The organism is Thermosynechococcus sp. OHK43 (assembly GCF_014466085.1).
Classification (GTDB): domain Bacteria; phylum Cyanobacteriota; class Cyanobacteriia; order Thermosynechococcales; family Thermosynechococcaceae; genus Thermosynechococcus.
Map to the genome: position 1 here is coordinate 1 of NZ_JACOMP010000201.1, position 12,012 is coordinate 12,012.

Sequence of the window (12,012 nt, forward strand, 5' to 3'; positions counted from 1 at the left end):
CCCCCAACCACAGAAACGCAAGAAACGCAAACACCGACTGGCACCGAGCCCAAAACCACCGCCATTTCTGACATCGCCACAGAACCCAGTGAACCGCTGCCACAAACGGTTGGCGGACGCTACCGAGTCCTGAGTCAACTGGGGCAAGGTGGATTTGGCCGCACGTTCTTGGCTGCGGATTTACACCTGCCGGATCATCCGATTTGCGTCGTCAAGCAGTTGGTGCCCTCCCGTAAGGATGAACGCTTTTTGGCCATTGCCCGTCGCCTCTTTCAGCGGGAAGCAGAAACCTTAGCCCAATTGGGTGAGCACCAGCGCATCCCTCGATTACTGGCCTACTTTGAGGAGGGGGGATATTTCTATCTCACCCAAGAGTATGTGGATGGCGAATCCCTCAAAGAGGAGTTTGAAAAGAAAGTTACTCTCTCCCAAGGGGAAGCGGTTGTGATTCTCAAGAGTATTCTGGAAATTTTGCAGTACGTGCATCAGTTTGGCGTCGTGCATCGGGATATTAAGCCCGCCAACATCATACGCCGCCGCAGTGATCAACAGCTGTTTTTGATTGACTTTGGCGCAGTCCGCCATGTCCAGCCAGAGGATCTGCTCCAGCATGGCAAATACACGATCTCGATTGGTACCCGTGGTTATGCGCCTAGCGAGCAAATGGCAGGACGCCCCGTGATTGCCAGTGATATTTACTCTTTGGGCATGGTAATTGTTGAAGGTCTGACGGGCCTCGCTCCGATGGATTTACCCTCTGATCCCCACAGTGGTGATATTGTCTGGCAGCCGGGACGGCATCTTTCGCCGCAGTTTGTTGCCATTATCAATAAAATGATCAAGTATAACTTTCGCGATCGCTACCAGAGTGCTGTGGAAGTGCTCACTGACCTCGCCAAAGCTGGTTTATAGCCTCAAAGATGGTATGTTCTTGCCTGAGGGAACAGGTGTGGGCTTCCGATGGCCAAAGCTCAATCCTTGTGAAAAAAGGCTGTATGATAGAAAGTAGCGTTTCCTTTTTTAACATTAGACACTTTGGAGGCATCGCAACGTGGCTGGAACGACAGGAGAACGACCATTTTCCGACATTATTACCAGTGTCCGTTATTGGGTGATTCATAGCATCACCATTCCGGCGTTGTTCATTGCTGGCTGGCTCTTTGTCAGCACCGGTTTGGCCTATGATGTGTTTGGCACACCACGCCCCGATAGCTACTATGCTCAGGAACAGCGGTCGATTCCTCTGGTGACCGATCGCTTTGAAGCCAAACAACAAGTCGAAACCTTCTTAGAAGAGTTGAAGTAGGATTGCCATGACCAGTAACACACCCAATCAAGAACCCGTTTCTTACCCAATTTTTACGGTCCGCTGGGTGGCCGTTCACACTCTCGCTGTGCCCACGATTTTCTTCCTCGGGGCGATCGCGGCAATGCAGTTTATCCAACGTTAGGAGGGTGCACCCATGGAACCGAATCCCAATCGTCAGCCGGTCGAACTGAATCGCACCTCCCTGTACCTAGGGTTGCTGCTGATCTTGGTTCTTGCGTTGCTCTTTTCAAGCTACTTCTTTAACTAAATTTCTGCATCTATAACTGAATCTGCTTAGGAGGAATTGATGATGTCTGAAGGCGGACGCATTCCCCTCTGGATTGTGGCTACAGTGGCCGGCATGGGAGTGATTGTGATTGTGGGGCTGTTCTTCTACGGTGCTTACGCTGGTCTGGGCTCCTCTCTCTAGAGATTGGGGTCTTGACGCGTGCGCAATTGTAGCCACAGGAGTCCAAGGGTAACCCCCAAAAGCAGCGTTGCTGCAGCAGCCGCATAGCCAAAGTCAAATAATGCAAACGCCTGTTGGTAAATATAAAATACCAGCAGGTTTGTTGTATCCAGGGGGCCGCCACCCGTTACCACATAGACCTGCTCAAAACTGCGTAACGTGAAAATCGTTGTTGTTACAAACACTAGAACTAAAGTGGGTCGCAGCCCCGGCAGCGTAATGTGGCGAAATTGTTGCCAAGCATTGGCACCATCGAGAAGTGCGGCTTCATAGCGATCGCGGGGAATCGTTTGCAGCCCCGCCAAAAAGACAACCAAATTAAATCCCAACTGCTTCCAGCTACTGAGCAAAATCAGCACTGGCATTGCCCAGGTCGGATCACTGAGCCAAGCAATCGGTTGCCCCCCGAAGGTTTGTACCAGTTGATTCACGGGGCCGTCGGTTTGAAACAGCCACCGAAACCCTAGGCCTGCGGCCACAATTGAGGTCATAGTGGGTAAAAAGTAGGCCGTACGGAGCCAATCCCGTCCCTTGATCCCTTGGTTGAGACCCACCGCCAAGAATAAGGGCAGCACCATCGTCGGTAGCACCGTTGCCACTGTGAAATAGAGAGTATTGCCAATCACCTGCCAAAAGTCTGGACTGAGGAGTAACTGTTGATAATTGTGCAGGCCAACCCAACGCGCCCCCTCTTGACTAAAACCACCCGTCGTAAAACTGAGATAGACAAGGTACAAAATTGGCAAAAAAACAAAAATTGTCAGAAACAAAAGTGCAGGTAGAAGGAATAACCAAGCTACCCCGGTTGATGACAAAAAAACATTCCCCAATCGTAGGAATTGCGATCGCGCCATTAGCAAAGATGATGACCTCAAAATTTCGTCTGGCTATAAATTCAATCCTAGGGGAGTGGCGCCCGAAATTGGAAATGATAAGATCAAAATCAAAACGCACGCCAGCTTGGGGAGATGCTGTGATTCACACTGCGCCATTGCCCACGACTAGCCCCTCTCACATTTCTGACCATAGTCGTCTAAAGCTGTTTTCGGGTTCTGCCAACATTGCCCTTGCTCAGGAAATTGCCTGCTACCTTGGTATTGATCTCGGCCCAATGGTGCGTAAGCGATTTGCCGATGGCGAGCTGTATGTGCAGATTCAAGAGTCGATTCGCGGTTGTGATGTCTACCTGATTCAGCCCTGTTGCCGACCTGTCAATGACCACCTGATGGAACTGCTGATCATGGTGGATGCCTGCCGCCGCGCCTCAGCTCGTCAAGTGACTGCAGTGATTCCCTACTATGGCTATGCCCGTGCCGATCGCAAGACAGCAGGCCGCGAATCCATTACCGCCAAACTAGTGGCCAACCTGATTACCCAAGCAGGTGCCAGTCGTGTCTTGGCTATGGACCTGCACTCAGCCCAAATTCAAGGCTACTTCGACATTCCCGTGGATCACGTCTATGGTTCACCCGTGCTCCTTGACTACCTGCGCAGCAAAAATCTAGAGGATATTGTGGTGGTCTCACCGGATGTGGGTGGAGTAGCGCGGGCCCGTGCCTTTGCCAATAAGCTTGATGATGCGCCCCTAGCGATTATTGATAAGCGCCGCCAAGCCCACAATGTGGCCGAGGTGATGAATGTGGTGGGTGATGTTAAGGGCAAAACAGCGGTACTCGTGGATGACATGATTGATACAGCCGGCACCATTTTAGAGGGGGCGCGACTCCTACGCCGCGAAGGTGCCAAAGAAGTCTATGCCTGTGCCACCCATGCCGTCTTTTCGCCACCGGCGATTGAGCGGCTCCAAGGGGGCGATTTTGAAGAGGTGATTGTGACCAATACAATCCCTGTGCCGGAAACGCAACGCTTTCCCCAGCTCACGGTGCTCTCGGTGGCTAGTATTCTTGGAGAAACCATTTGGCGGATCCATGAAGATAGCTCTGTGAGCAGCATGTTCCGCTAAAATAGGGGTTCTTGGTCGCCGAGGAGGATTGCAGGCATGGGGCGAATTGCCTTGCTCAGCACCAGTAATAAGCAGGGACTGGTGGAGTTGGCTACGGCCTTGGTGCAGGAGTTTGGCTTTACGCTCCTGAGTAGTGGTGGCACCGCAAAGACCTTGCAGGCGGCGGGGATTCCTGTGACAACAGTCTCTGAGTACACAGGGGCACCAGAAATTCTTGGTGGACGGGTCAAGACCCTGCACCCGAAAATCCATGGCGGCATTTTGGCACGGCGCGATCGCCCCCAAGACGAGGCCGATCTGCAAGCCCAAGCCATTCATCCCATTGATTTAGTGGTTGTTAACCTCTACCCCTTTGCCGAAACAATTGCCCAACCCAACGTCACCCTTGCCGAGGCCATCGAGCAAATTGATATTGGTGGGCCGACGCTGATTCGCGCTGCCGCGAAAAACCATGCCCATGTGACAGTGTTGGTAGATCCCAGTCAGTATGAAACTTACCTTCAGGAATTACGATTATACGGGGAAGCCCAACCTGCCTTCCGCCTAGCCTGTGCCCAACAAGCGTTTGCTCTAACAGCCAGTTACGATCAGGCGATCGCTGAGTATCTTCAAGAAATAACGTCCGCCGGTACGGAACCAGACATTCTCCCCCCCGTTTTTCACCTCACCGGACGGCAAAAACAAGTCCTGCGCTATGGCGAAAACCCCCATCAACGGGCTTCTTGGTACATCCGTGGGGCACACCCCAGGGGTTGGGCCGCTGCCCACCTGCTCCAGGGAAAAGAACTCAGTTACAATAACCTGCTAGATTTAGAAGCCGCACGGGCAGTGATCAGTGAATTCCTAGGGGACAGTGCCCCCGCTGCCGTCATTATTAAACACACCAATCCCTGTGGCGTCGCTGAAGGCAAAACCCTAGTGGAAGCCTATGAACGGGCCTTTGCAGCCGATAGTGTCTCTGCCTTTGGCGGTATTGTTGCCCTAAACCGCCCCTTGGATGTGGCCACTGCTGAAGCCTTAACCCGTACTTTTTTAGAGTGTGTGGTGGCTCCCGCCTGTGAGGAAGCGGCACTGCCGATCCTGAAAACCAAGCCCAAGATGCGGGTTCTCACCTTACCTGAGTTGCATACTGCTCCGACCACGGCAATTCAAACCATTGCCGGCGGCTTTCTTGTCCAAGATATTCACCCCCTCCCCATTGATCCAGAGGCATGGCAGGTGGTCACAGCCACTGAACCCAGCCCAGAGTTGATGGCGGAACTGATCTTTGCCTGGAAAGTTGTGAAGCACGTCAAGTCCAATGCCATTGTTGTCAGTCGCGATCGCCAAACCCAAGGGATTGGGGCTGGTCAAATGAATCGGGTCGGTGCTGTGGAAATTGCCCTCAGTCATGCTGGTGAGGCAGCGCGGGGGGGAGTGCTGGCCAGTGATGGCTTCTTCCCTTTTGCCGATTCTGTGGAAGCGGCTGCCCTTGCCGGTATTGCTGCCATTATTCAACCGGGGGGCAGTCTGCGCGATAGTGAATCTATCGAAGCAGCTAATGCAGCGGGAATTGCTATGGTCTTTACCAACCGGCGACACTTCCGCCACTAGGAAAGCGCAATGGCAGTGCGGCTTGGCATTATCAGTGATCCCCACATTGCCCTGCCGGAGACAATTCCGACAGATTACCCGCCTATTTTTCTTTATGAAATTAGTATCCCTGCCTTTGAAGCCGCCGTCACCCATCTCCTTGATCTCGGCATTGATGCCCTGCTGATTCCTGGCGACCTGACACGGGATGGCGAAGTGGCAAACCACCACTGGCTCAGTACCTATTTACAAACACTGTCGGTGCCCTGTTATGTGATTCCCGGAAACCACGATGTGCCTCTACCGCTAGGGGACAACAGCCGCATTGGCTGGGCTGACTTTCCCCAGTGGTATGCCCATGCGGGCTATGGCAACGCTGGCAAGCATTACTACCAAGCCCTACTTGCAGAAAATCTGCAACTGATTGCCCTCAACTCCAACCAATTCAGTCCAACAGGACAACAGCTGGGAGTCGTCGATCAAGGGCAGTTGGCATGGTTAGCGGCTCTATTGGCAGAACCCTTTGCCGGACTACGCCTGGTCATGATTCACCACAATGTCCTTGAGCACTGGCCACAGCAGAGCCAAAGCCCGATGGGGCAGCGCTACCTCTTGGAGAATCGGGCAGAGCTATTGAACCTGTTGCGCTCGGCGGGGGTGGCGTTGGTCTTAACCGGACATCTCCATGTCCAAGACATTGCCTATGAGCAGGGGTTGTTTGACCTAACGACCGGTTCCCTCGTCAGCTATCCCCATCCCTATCGTCGTCTCATTTTGCAGGAACACCCCCAAGGGGGCTGGCAGGTGGCCGTGGAATCCTACCGCATTGAATCCCTGAAGGCCTATCCCACCTTGAGTGACCTCTCCCGCCAATGGATGCTGCAGCGCGGCGCGGGGTTTATGGTGCGCTTTCTGACATTGCCGCCCTTTAATTTATCGGAAACTGAGGCCAAGCCCCTCGCCCAAGCCCTATCCTCCCTCTGGCCAGACATTGCCCAAGGAGATACCCAAGTCATGCTACCGACTTTGCCGGAACCCTTGGCCGCCTACTTTGCTCAGTTTAACCACAGGCCACCAACGGAGCATCCCCAGCTCCGGGACAACAATACAGTCTTTGTGATTTAAGTCTTTGCGATTTAGCTGATGCAAATTCCCTTTGCTTTCCCTTTGCTTTGACGGCATTGTCCCAAAACCTGTTCTAATAGGGGGTTGAGGCAGGAATTGGATGCAAAGTAGTGACATTTGGTCAGTGGATTGGCTTGCTGGTACTGGGGATGTGTCTTTACATCCTCTGGGAAATTCGCCAAGTGTTACTCTTGGTCTTTTTGGCGGTAGTCTTGGCAACGGCCCTCAACTGGCTGCAACTGCGGCTCCAAGGCTGGGGACTGCAACGGGGGCGGGCGATCGCCATCAGTATTAGCTTGACTTTCCTGATCATCTTTGGCTTCTTTTGGATGATTATTCCTCCCTTTTTACAGGAAGCGCAGCAACTGGGTGTGTTGATTCCCAAGGGTCTAGAACGGGTGGAAGCATGGCTGGATGGCATGGCTCATCTCTTACCCAGTGGTGGCCTTGACGACACACCGATGATCAATCGACTGATCGCCCAATTGGAACCATTTCTCCAGCAAATCCTTAACAATTTCTTTGCTCTGTTTTCCAATACCCTGGCGGTCTTACTAAATACGCTGTTGGTCCTGGTGCTGACGGTGATGCTAGTGATTGATCCTCAGCCCTATCGCCGAGGGTTTATTCGCCTGTTTCCAGCATTTTACCGTTCTCGCATTGACACCATCCTCAGGGAAAGTGAACAGGCACTCTTGGCTTGGCTAGCAGGGACAGGCTTGAATATGGTGGTGATTGGCGTCGTCAGTGGCCTTGCGCTGGCTCTATTGGGAGTGCGGTTGGTCTTAGCCAATGCCTTCCTCGCAGGACTTCTAGAAGCTATTCCCAATATCGGCCCTGCCCTCAGTGTAATTCCGCCAATGATTATTGCGTTTATTGATGATCCATGGCAGTCGGTGGCTGTTCTCATTGCCTACATTCTGATTCAACAGTTGGAACAATACCTGCTGGTGCCCGTTGTCATGGCCAAACAGGTGGCTCTACTGCCTGCTGTGACGCTGGTGTCCCAAATTATTTTTGCTATCTTCTTTGGTTTTCTAGGCTTACTACTGGCACTGCCTCTAGTGATTGTGGGTCAGATTTGGTTTACGGAAATTGTGCTCAAGGACATTCTGGATCGCTGGCAGGCCAGCCCGCCACCTGAAGTGTCAAATCCACCAATTTTGCCCCTGCCCCCGGCGAGCCCACCTGCTCCCGCAAGTCCTGCCGCATCTGCTCCAATTTCTGAGGATGATTCAGTAGATCAATAATTTGTTGGGCAACGGTCTGCGGGTCAATGGGACCCACCAGCTCTGGGACAATTTCTCTGCCTGCCCAGATATTAGGCCACGCCTTGTAGCCGAGACCCTGTTTCACCAAGTCCCAATCTATCTCTGGCGATCGCCACAGCTGCCAAAATCGCCACCAGCCCAATCCCTTGGCAACAAGTGCCCAAAACACCAACGCTGTCCACTGCCGCCCGATCGCCGGCAAGCCCACCAGCAACCCAGCCAATCCATCCCAAGGGTGTGCCCGCTGTACCCGCAGTTGTTGTGCAGGCAACAGAACAATCATCGGCACATTCAAGGCAGCCAGTTCAGCAGTATTGGCGCCAACCGTAGTCACACAGAGAGCAACCTGCCGCAGCAGGGGATAGTTGGGTAACTGCTGCCAGAGATAGATCTTTGTACCCCTCGGCGTCTCCAGATAGGGCAGGCCTTCCCTTGGCTGGATCAGTGTGGCAGTTGTGCCCTCAACGTGCTTGAGTTCGGGGTTAAAGCGAGGATTGGCATAGCAACTGAGGGTGTTGAGCGTCAGGGTCGGTGCCACTGGAATCACACAGTGAATCGGGGGATAAGCAGCCGCTAAATGGTCGGCGATCGCCAAGGAAAGGGGAACCCCCAGCTTGAGCTTATTGGGCTTGGATCCTACCATCAACCCCACAAGGGGAGCATCTGGGGCAACGCCCAACTGTTGGCGGACATTGGGGAGAGAATCGAGGGCAAGGGCTTGCGCATCGGTCATCAGGTCCCCCACCACCGCCACCTTGGCCTTGGTGTTGCCCACGGCTAGAGGACGCCGCAGCCCAATGCCATCCACCCATCCTTGCCAGCGTGGCTGCCACTCGCAGTAGAGCACACAGCGATAGCCCAAGCGCTTGGCCAATAGTACCGCAAAGAGTTGATCTCCCCCCAAAAAGACCACAACCCCCTGGGGAAACCAATCCCAATTGCTGCGAGTGGTCTTTGTGCGTAGGAGGTGCCAAAATTCGGTGGCTGGCAGCACCCGAGTTACCCCTGGATAGCGGCGAGCAATCTCTGCTTCCTGACCACTTGCATGGGGACAGGGAACCATCACCACTGAAACCCGCCACCCCTGTTTGACCTGTTGCTGCAGCGTTGTTACAAAAGGGTAGACCCAAGTGGCCAGTTCACCGGGACCATTGCTGACAACCACAATTTCAAGGGGAGATGTCATAGGTTCTCTTCCCCTTGAAGGAAGAATTGACTGCCGCCCGTCGCCCTAGGACATTTCCTGAATAATGTAGTCAAAGTAGGGTGCCGCCACTTCAGCATCTTCAGTGCTCAAGAGGGCCAAGGAGGCGTCCTTGAGGCAACGTATGGCTTCTGCCATCCCTGTCATCGGCACACCAAGGGAGTTGTACATTTCCCGTACCCCAATAATACCCGTGCGCTCAATGGGGTCTTTGTCACCGGCGAGGATGCCATAGGTAATCAGGCGCATATACCAGCTATAGTCCCGTAGACACAGGGCACGCTGTTTCTGGCCGTAGGCGTTGCCCCCCGGTGAGATAAAGTCAGGCCGCTTCTGCCACAGTTGCTTGCTGGCTTGCTCTACAATCCGTTTCTCATTTTCGGCCAGGGTTGTGGCAATGCGGAGGCGTTGCTCACCCGTTTGGAAAAAGTCACTAATCGTCTGGAGTTCGCCCGTGGTGGGGTAGCGCAATTCATCGTCCGCTTTAAGAAGAACCTGACTAATGACACTCATATTGCTAACACCGCTTAATACATCCCTCATTTTAGAGGACGGCGACCCCTTGTTGACACCACCAATGATCAAAATCTCAACGGTTGGTAGGAGGAATTTAGTCATCTCGATAGTCAACAACACTAAGACAGCTCCCTAGAGTCAATTTCCCCCTTGGTGATAGGATCAATGCGGTTTGCGCTGGTTTTCGTCCACCTGTGATTGATCTAAAACAACTGCGAGAAAATCCCCAAGCCTTTGGCGATCGCCTGCGGCGGCGCGGCGGTGACTTTGACCTCGACCGCATTTTAGAATTGGATGCGCAGCAGCGACAGCTTGAACAACAGCGATCGCAACTCCAAGCCCGCAGTAATGAGATTGGTGCCCTCGTCGGCAAAAAGATCAAGTCCGGCGTTGCCCCCACTGACCCCGAAATTCAAGCCCTCAAAGCCGAGGCCAACGATCTCAAGCAAAAACTCAGTGATCTGGAGCCCCAGGAACGGCAGTTGAAAGAGGAGCTAGAGAGCCTGCTGCTGACGATTCCCAACCCCCCCAGTGAGACCACCCCCATTGGCCGTGATGAAACTGACAACGTTGAGGTGCGGCGGTGGGGGGAGGAGTATAAACCCACCTACCCTTGCCAGCCCCACTGGGACATTGGGACTCAATTGGGACTCTGGGATGTGGAGCGATCGGTCAAAGTAGCTCAGAGTCGTTTTGTTACCCTATTAGGCATGGGGGCTGCCCTTGAGCGGGCCTTGATCCAATTCATGCTCGATAGCCACCGCGAACGCGGCTATGTGGAAGTCTTGCCGCCTTTGCTGGTCAATAGTGCCTCGCTGACGGGAACAGGGCAGTTACCGAAGTTTGCTGAGGAGAGTTTTCGCTGTGCCGATGACGATCTCTGGCTAATTCCGACAGCGGAAGTACCCGTGACGAATCTCTACCGTGATGAAATTTTAGCCGCCGATCAACTCCCCATTTACCACTGTGCCTATACCCCCTGTTTTCGCCGCGAAGCAGGCAGCTACGGCAAAGATACCCGCGGTCTGATTCGACTGCACCAATTTAACAAAGTGGAGTTGGTCAAGTTTGTTCACCCGGAAACCTCTGCCGCTGAACATGAAGCCCTGGTGGCGGATGCCGAGTCCATTCTCCAAGCCCTGAAGCTGCCCTATCGAGTGATTGAACTGTGTACTGGGGATTTGGGGTTTGGTGCTATGAAGTGCTACGACCTGGAGGTGTGGCTCCCCGCTGCGGGTTGCTACCGTGAAATTTCCAGTTGCTCTAACTTTGGCGATTTTCAGGCGCGGCGTGCCAAGATTCGCTTCAAAGGGGCTAAGCAAAAGGGAACGCAGTTTGTCCACACTCTCAATGGCTCTGGCCTAGCTGTTGGGCGAACCATGGCGGCCATTCTCGAAAACTACCAACAACCCGATGGAACGGTGCGGGTACCGGAGGTGCTGCAACCTTATCTGAAGTGCAGCCACATTGGCGGGGCAACATCGTGAAGACCACCCTAGGGGCGATCGCCCAAGCTTTGGGGTTAGACACGACTCATCCAAATCTGCCCATCACAGGAATTTGCACCGACTCTCGCCAAGTCGCCGCTGGCAACCTGTTTGTCGCCCTGCGGGGGGCAACCTTTGATGGCCATCAATTTGTCGATCAGGCAGCTGCCGCTGGAGCGATCGCCCTGATGGTCGAAACACCGCTGTCTGCTGCGCTTCCCCAACTTCAGGTGGCCAATACCCTGAGTGCCTATCAGCGCTTGGGACAGTGGTGGCGGCAGCAATGTCCAGCCAAAGTTATTGCCGTCACTGGCTCCGTGGGCAAAACCACCACCAAGGAAATGATTGCTGCTGTCCTCCGTCACTATGGCACGGTCCTCAAGACCGAAGCCAACTTCAACAACGAGATTGGCGTGCCCAAAACACTTTTACAACTGGAACCCCACCACCAGTTTGCAGTGATTGAAATGGGGATGCGTGCTCGCGGTGAAATTGCCCTGTTGAGCCAGATTGCCCAACCGGATGTTGCGGTGATTACCAACGTTGGCACTGCCCATATTGGCCGCCTTGGTTCGCGGGAAGCCATTGCCCAAGCCAAATGCGAACTTCTTGCGGAAATGCCCCCAGGGGGAACAGCGGTGCTCAATGCCGATAGTCCCCTACTTTTGCCGACAGCGGTGCAGGTCTGGTCAGGGCGCACTATCACCTATGGCCTTGAGGGGGGCACCCTACGGGGAATCTACCAACCGCCCCAAACCCTCCATGTGGGTGGACGCACCTACACCGTCCCCCTTGCGGGGGCACACCATGCCCTGAACTTTCTGGCTGCCCTTGGGGTGCTGCAAGCCTTGGACATCGAGGGCGATCGCCTGCCTTCACAGTTGACGCTAGAATTGCCCGGTGGTCGCGGTGGTCGCTATCGCCTCGAACCAGATATTCTGCTTTTAGATGAAACCTACAATGCGGGCCTGGAATCCATGGTGGCGGCTTTGCACCTGTTGCGATCGCTCCCCGGTCAGCGACATCTGGCGGTTCTTGGCCCGATGCGGGAATTAGGCGCCTTTTCTCTCTCCTTCCATGAGCGGGTGGGGGCAAC

13 protein-coding genes are annotated in these 12,012 nt (G+C 54.0%); 11 read left to right on the forward strand and 2 right to left on the reverse strand.

All coding sequences use genetic code 11. From position 1 onward, the window contains the following. From H8Q75_RS08650 to H8Q75_RS08670, 5 genes are all read left to right on the forward strand, one after another. Nucleotides 1–912, forward strand: a 912-nt coding sequence (locus H8Q75_RS08650; protein WP_297041142.1) for a serine/threonine-protein kinase, incomplete at its 5' end; no start/stop codon positions are given. A gap of 139 nt (nucleotides 913–1,051) precedes the next feature. Next, complete coding sequence (gene psbE / locus H8Q75_RS08655; RefSeq protein ID WP_024124599.1) at nucleotides 1,052–1,306, forward strand: cytochrome b559 subunit alpha; 255 nt, start codon at nucleotides 1,052–1,054, stop codon at nucleotides 1,304–1,306. A gap of 7 nt (nucleotides 1,307–1,313) precedes the next feature. Next, the gene (gene psbF / locus H8Q75_RS08660; protein ID WP_011057382.1) at nucleotides 1,314–1,451 is read left to right on the forward strand and encodes a cytochrome b559 subunit beta; all 138 of its coding nucleotides are present in this window, start codon (nucleotides 1,314–1,316) and stop codon (nucleotides 1,449–1,451) included. Between the two features lie 12 nt (nucleotides 1,452–1,463). After that, on the forward strand, nucleotides 1,464–1,577 hold the full coding sequence (locus tag H8Q75_RS08665; RefSeq protein ID WP_011057383.1) for a photosystem II reaction center protein L: 114 nt from the start codon (nucleotides 1,464–1,466) through the stop codon (nucleotides 1,575–1,577). A gap of 42 nt (nucleotides 1,578–1,619) precedes the next feature. Next, the gene (locus H8Q75_RS08670; protein WP_071823295.1) at nucleotides 1,620–1,739 is read left to right on the forward strand and encodes a photosystem II reaction center protein J; all 120 of its coding nucleotides are present in this window, start codon (nucleotides 1,620–1,622) and stop codon (nucleotides 1,737–1,739) included. Here H8Q75_RS08670 and H8Q75_RS08675 read toward each other — a convergent pair. Further along, a complete protein-coding gene (locus H8Q75_RS08675; RefSeq protein WP_365970950.1) occupies nucleotides 1,736–2,632 on the reverse strand; it encodes a sugar ABC transporter permease in 897 nt (298 codons plus the stop codon). The genes H8Q75_RS08670 and H8Q75_RS08675 overlap by 4 nt on opposite strands. 74 nt (nucleotides 2,633–2,706) lie before the next feature. Between H8Q75_RS08675 and H8Q75_RS08680 the strand changes: the two genes are divergently transcribed. From H8Q75_RS08680 to H8Q75_RS08695, 4 genes are all read left to right on the forward strand, one after another. Further along, nucleotides 2,707–3,741 (forward strand): ribose-phosphate pyrophosphokinase, encoded by a 1,035-nt coding sequence (locus H8Q75_RS08680; protein WP_051372882.1) that lies wholly within the window; start codon nucleotides 2,707–2,709, stop codon nucleotides 3,739–3,741. Nucleotides 3,742–3,777: 36 nt separating this feature from the next. Further along, nucleotides 3,778–5,334, forward strand: coding sequence for a bifunctional phosphoribosylaminoimidazolecarboxamide formyltransferase/IMP cyclohydrolase (gene purH / locus H8Q75_RS08685; protein ID WP_024124602.1), 1,557 nt, complete (start codon nucleotides 3,778–3,780; stop codon nucleotides 5,332–5,334). 9 nt (nucleotides 5,335–5,343) lie between these two features. After that, complete coding sequence (locus H8Q75_RS08690; protein ID WP_297041143.1) at nucleotides 5,344–6,438, forward strand: metallophosphoesterase; 1,095 nt, start codon at nucleotides 5,344–5,346, stop codon at nucleotides 6,436–6,438. A 110-nt stretch (nucleotides 6,439–6,548) separates the two neighbouring features. Next, nucleotides 6,549–7,688 (forward strand): AI-2E family transporter, encoded by a 1,140-nt coding sequence (locus H8Q75_RS08695; RefSeq protein ID WP_024124604.1) that lies wholly within the window; start codon nucleotides 6,549–6,551, stop codon nucleotides 7,686–7,688. Nucleotides 7,689–8,940: 1,252 nt separating this feature from the next. Here H8Q75_RS08695 and apcD read toward each other — a convergent pair. After that, on the reverse strand, nucleotides 8,941–9,426 hold the full coding sequence (gene apcD, locus H8Q75_RS08700) for an allophycocyanin subunit alpha-B (protein WP_024124606.1): 486 nt from the start codon (nucleotides 9,424–9,426) through the stop codon (nucleotides 8,941–8,943). 197 nt (nucleotides 9,427–9,623) lie between these two features. Here apcD and serS point away from each other — a divergent pair, with 197 nt between their 5' ends. After that, nucleotides 9,624–10,916 (forward strand): serine--tRNA ligase, encoded by a 1,293-nt coding sequence (gene serS / locus H8Q75_RS08705; RefSeq protein ID WP_024124607.1) that lies wholly within the window; start codon nucleotides 9,624–9,626, stop codon nucleotides 10,914–10,916. Between the two features lie 17 nt (nucleotides 10,917–10,933). Next, the coding region (gene murF / locus H8Q75_RS08710; protein WP_365970955.1) for a UDP-N-acetylmuramoyl-tripeptide--D-alanyl-D-alanine ligase at nucleotides 10,934–12,012 on the forward strand (1,079 nt) is incomplete at its 3' end.

Bases quoted from the DNA above. Each gene is read 5' to 3' on its own strand.
- psbF (WP_011057382.1), top strand. From the start codon at position 1,314: ATGACCAGTAACACACCCAATCAAGAACCCGTTTCTTACCCAATTTTT.
- H8Q75_RS08665 (WP_011057383.1), top strand. From the start codon at position 1,464: ATGGAACCGAATCCCAATCGTCAGCCGGTCGAACTGAATCGCACCTCC.
- H8Q75_RS08670 (WP_071823295.1), top strand. From the start codon at position 1,620: ATGTCTGAAGGCGGACGCATTCCCCTCTGGATTGTGGCTACAGTGGCC.
- H8Q75_RS08675 (WP_365970950.1), bottom strand. From the start codon at position 2,632: ATGGCGCGATCGCAATTCCTACGATTGGGGAATGTTTTTTTGTCATCA.
- H8Q75_RS08680 (WP_051372882.1), top strand. From the start codon at position 2,707: ATGATAAGATCAAAATCAAAACGCACGCCAGCTTGGGGAGATGCTGTG.
- purH (WP_024124602.1), top strand. From the start codon at position 3,778: ATGGGGCGAATTGCCTTGCTCAGCACCAGTAATAAGCAGGGACTGGTG.
- H8Q75_RS08690 (WP_297041143.1), top strand. From the start codon at position 5,344: ATGGCAGTGCGGCTTGGCATTATCAGTGATCCCCACATTGCCCTGCCG.
- apcD (WP_024124606.1), bottom strand. From the start codon at position 9,426: ATGAGTGTCATTAGTCAGGTTCTTCTTAAAGCGGACGATGAATTGCGC.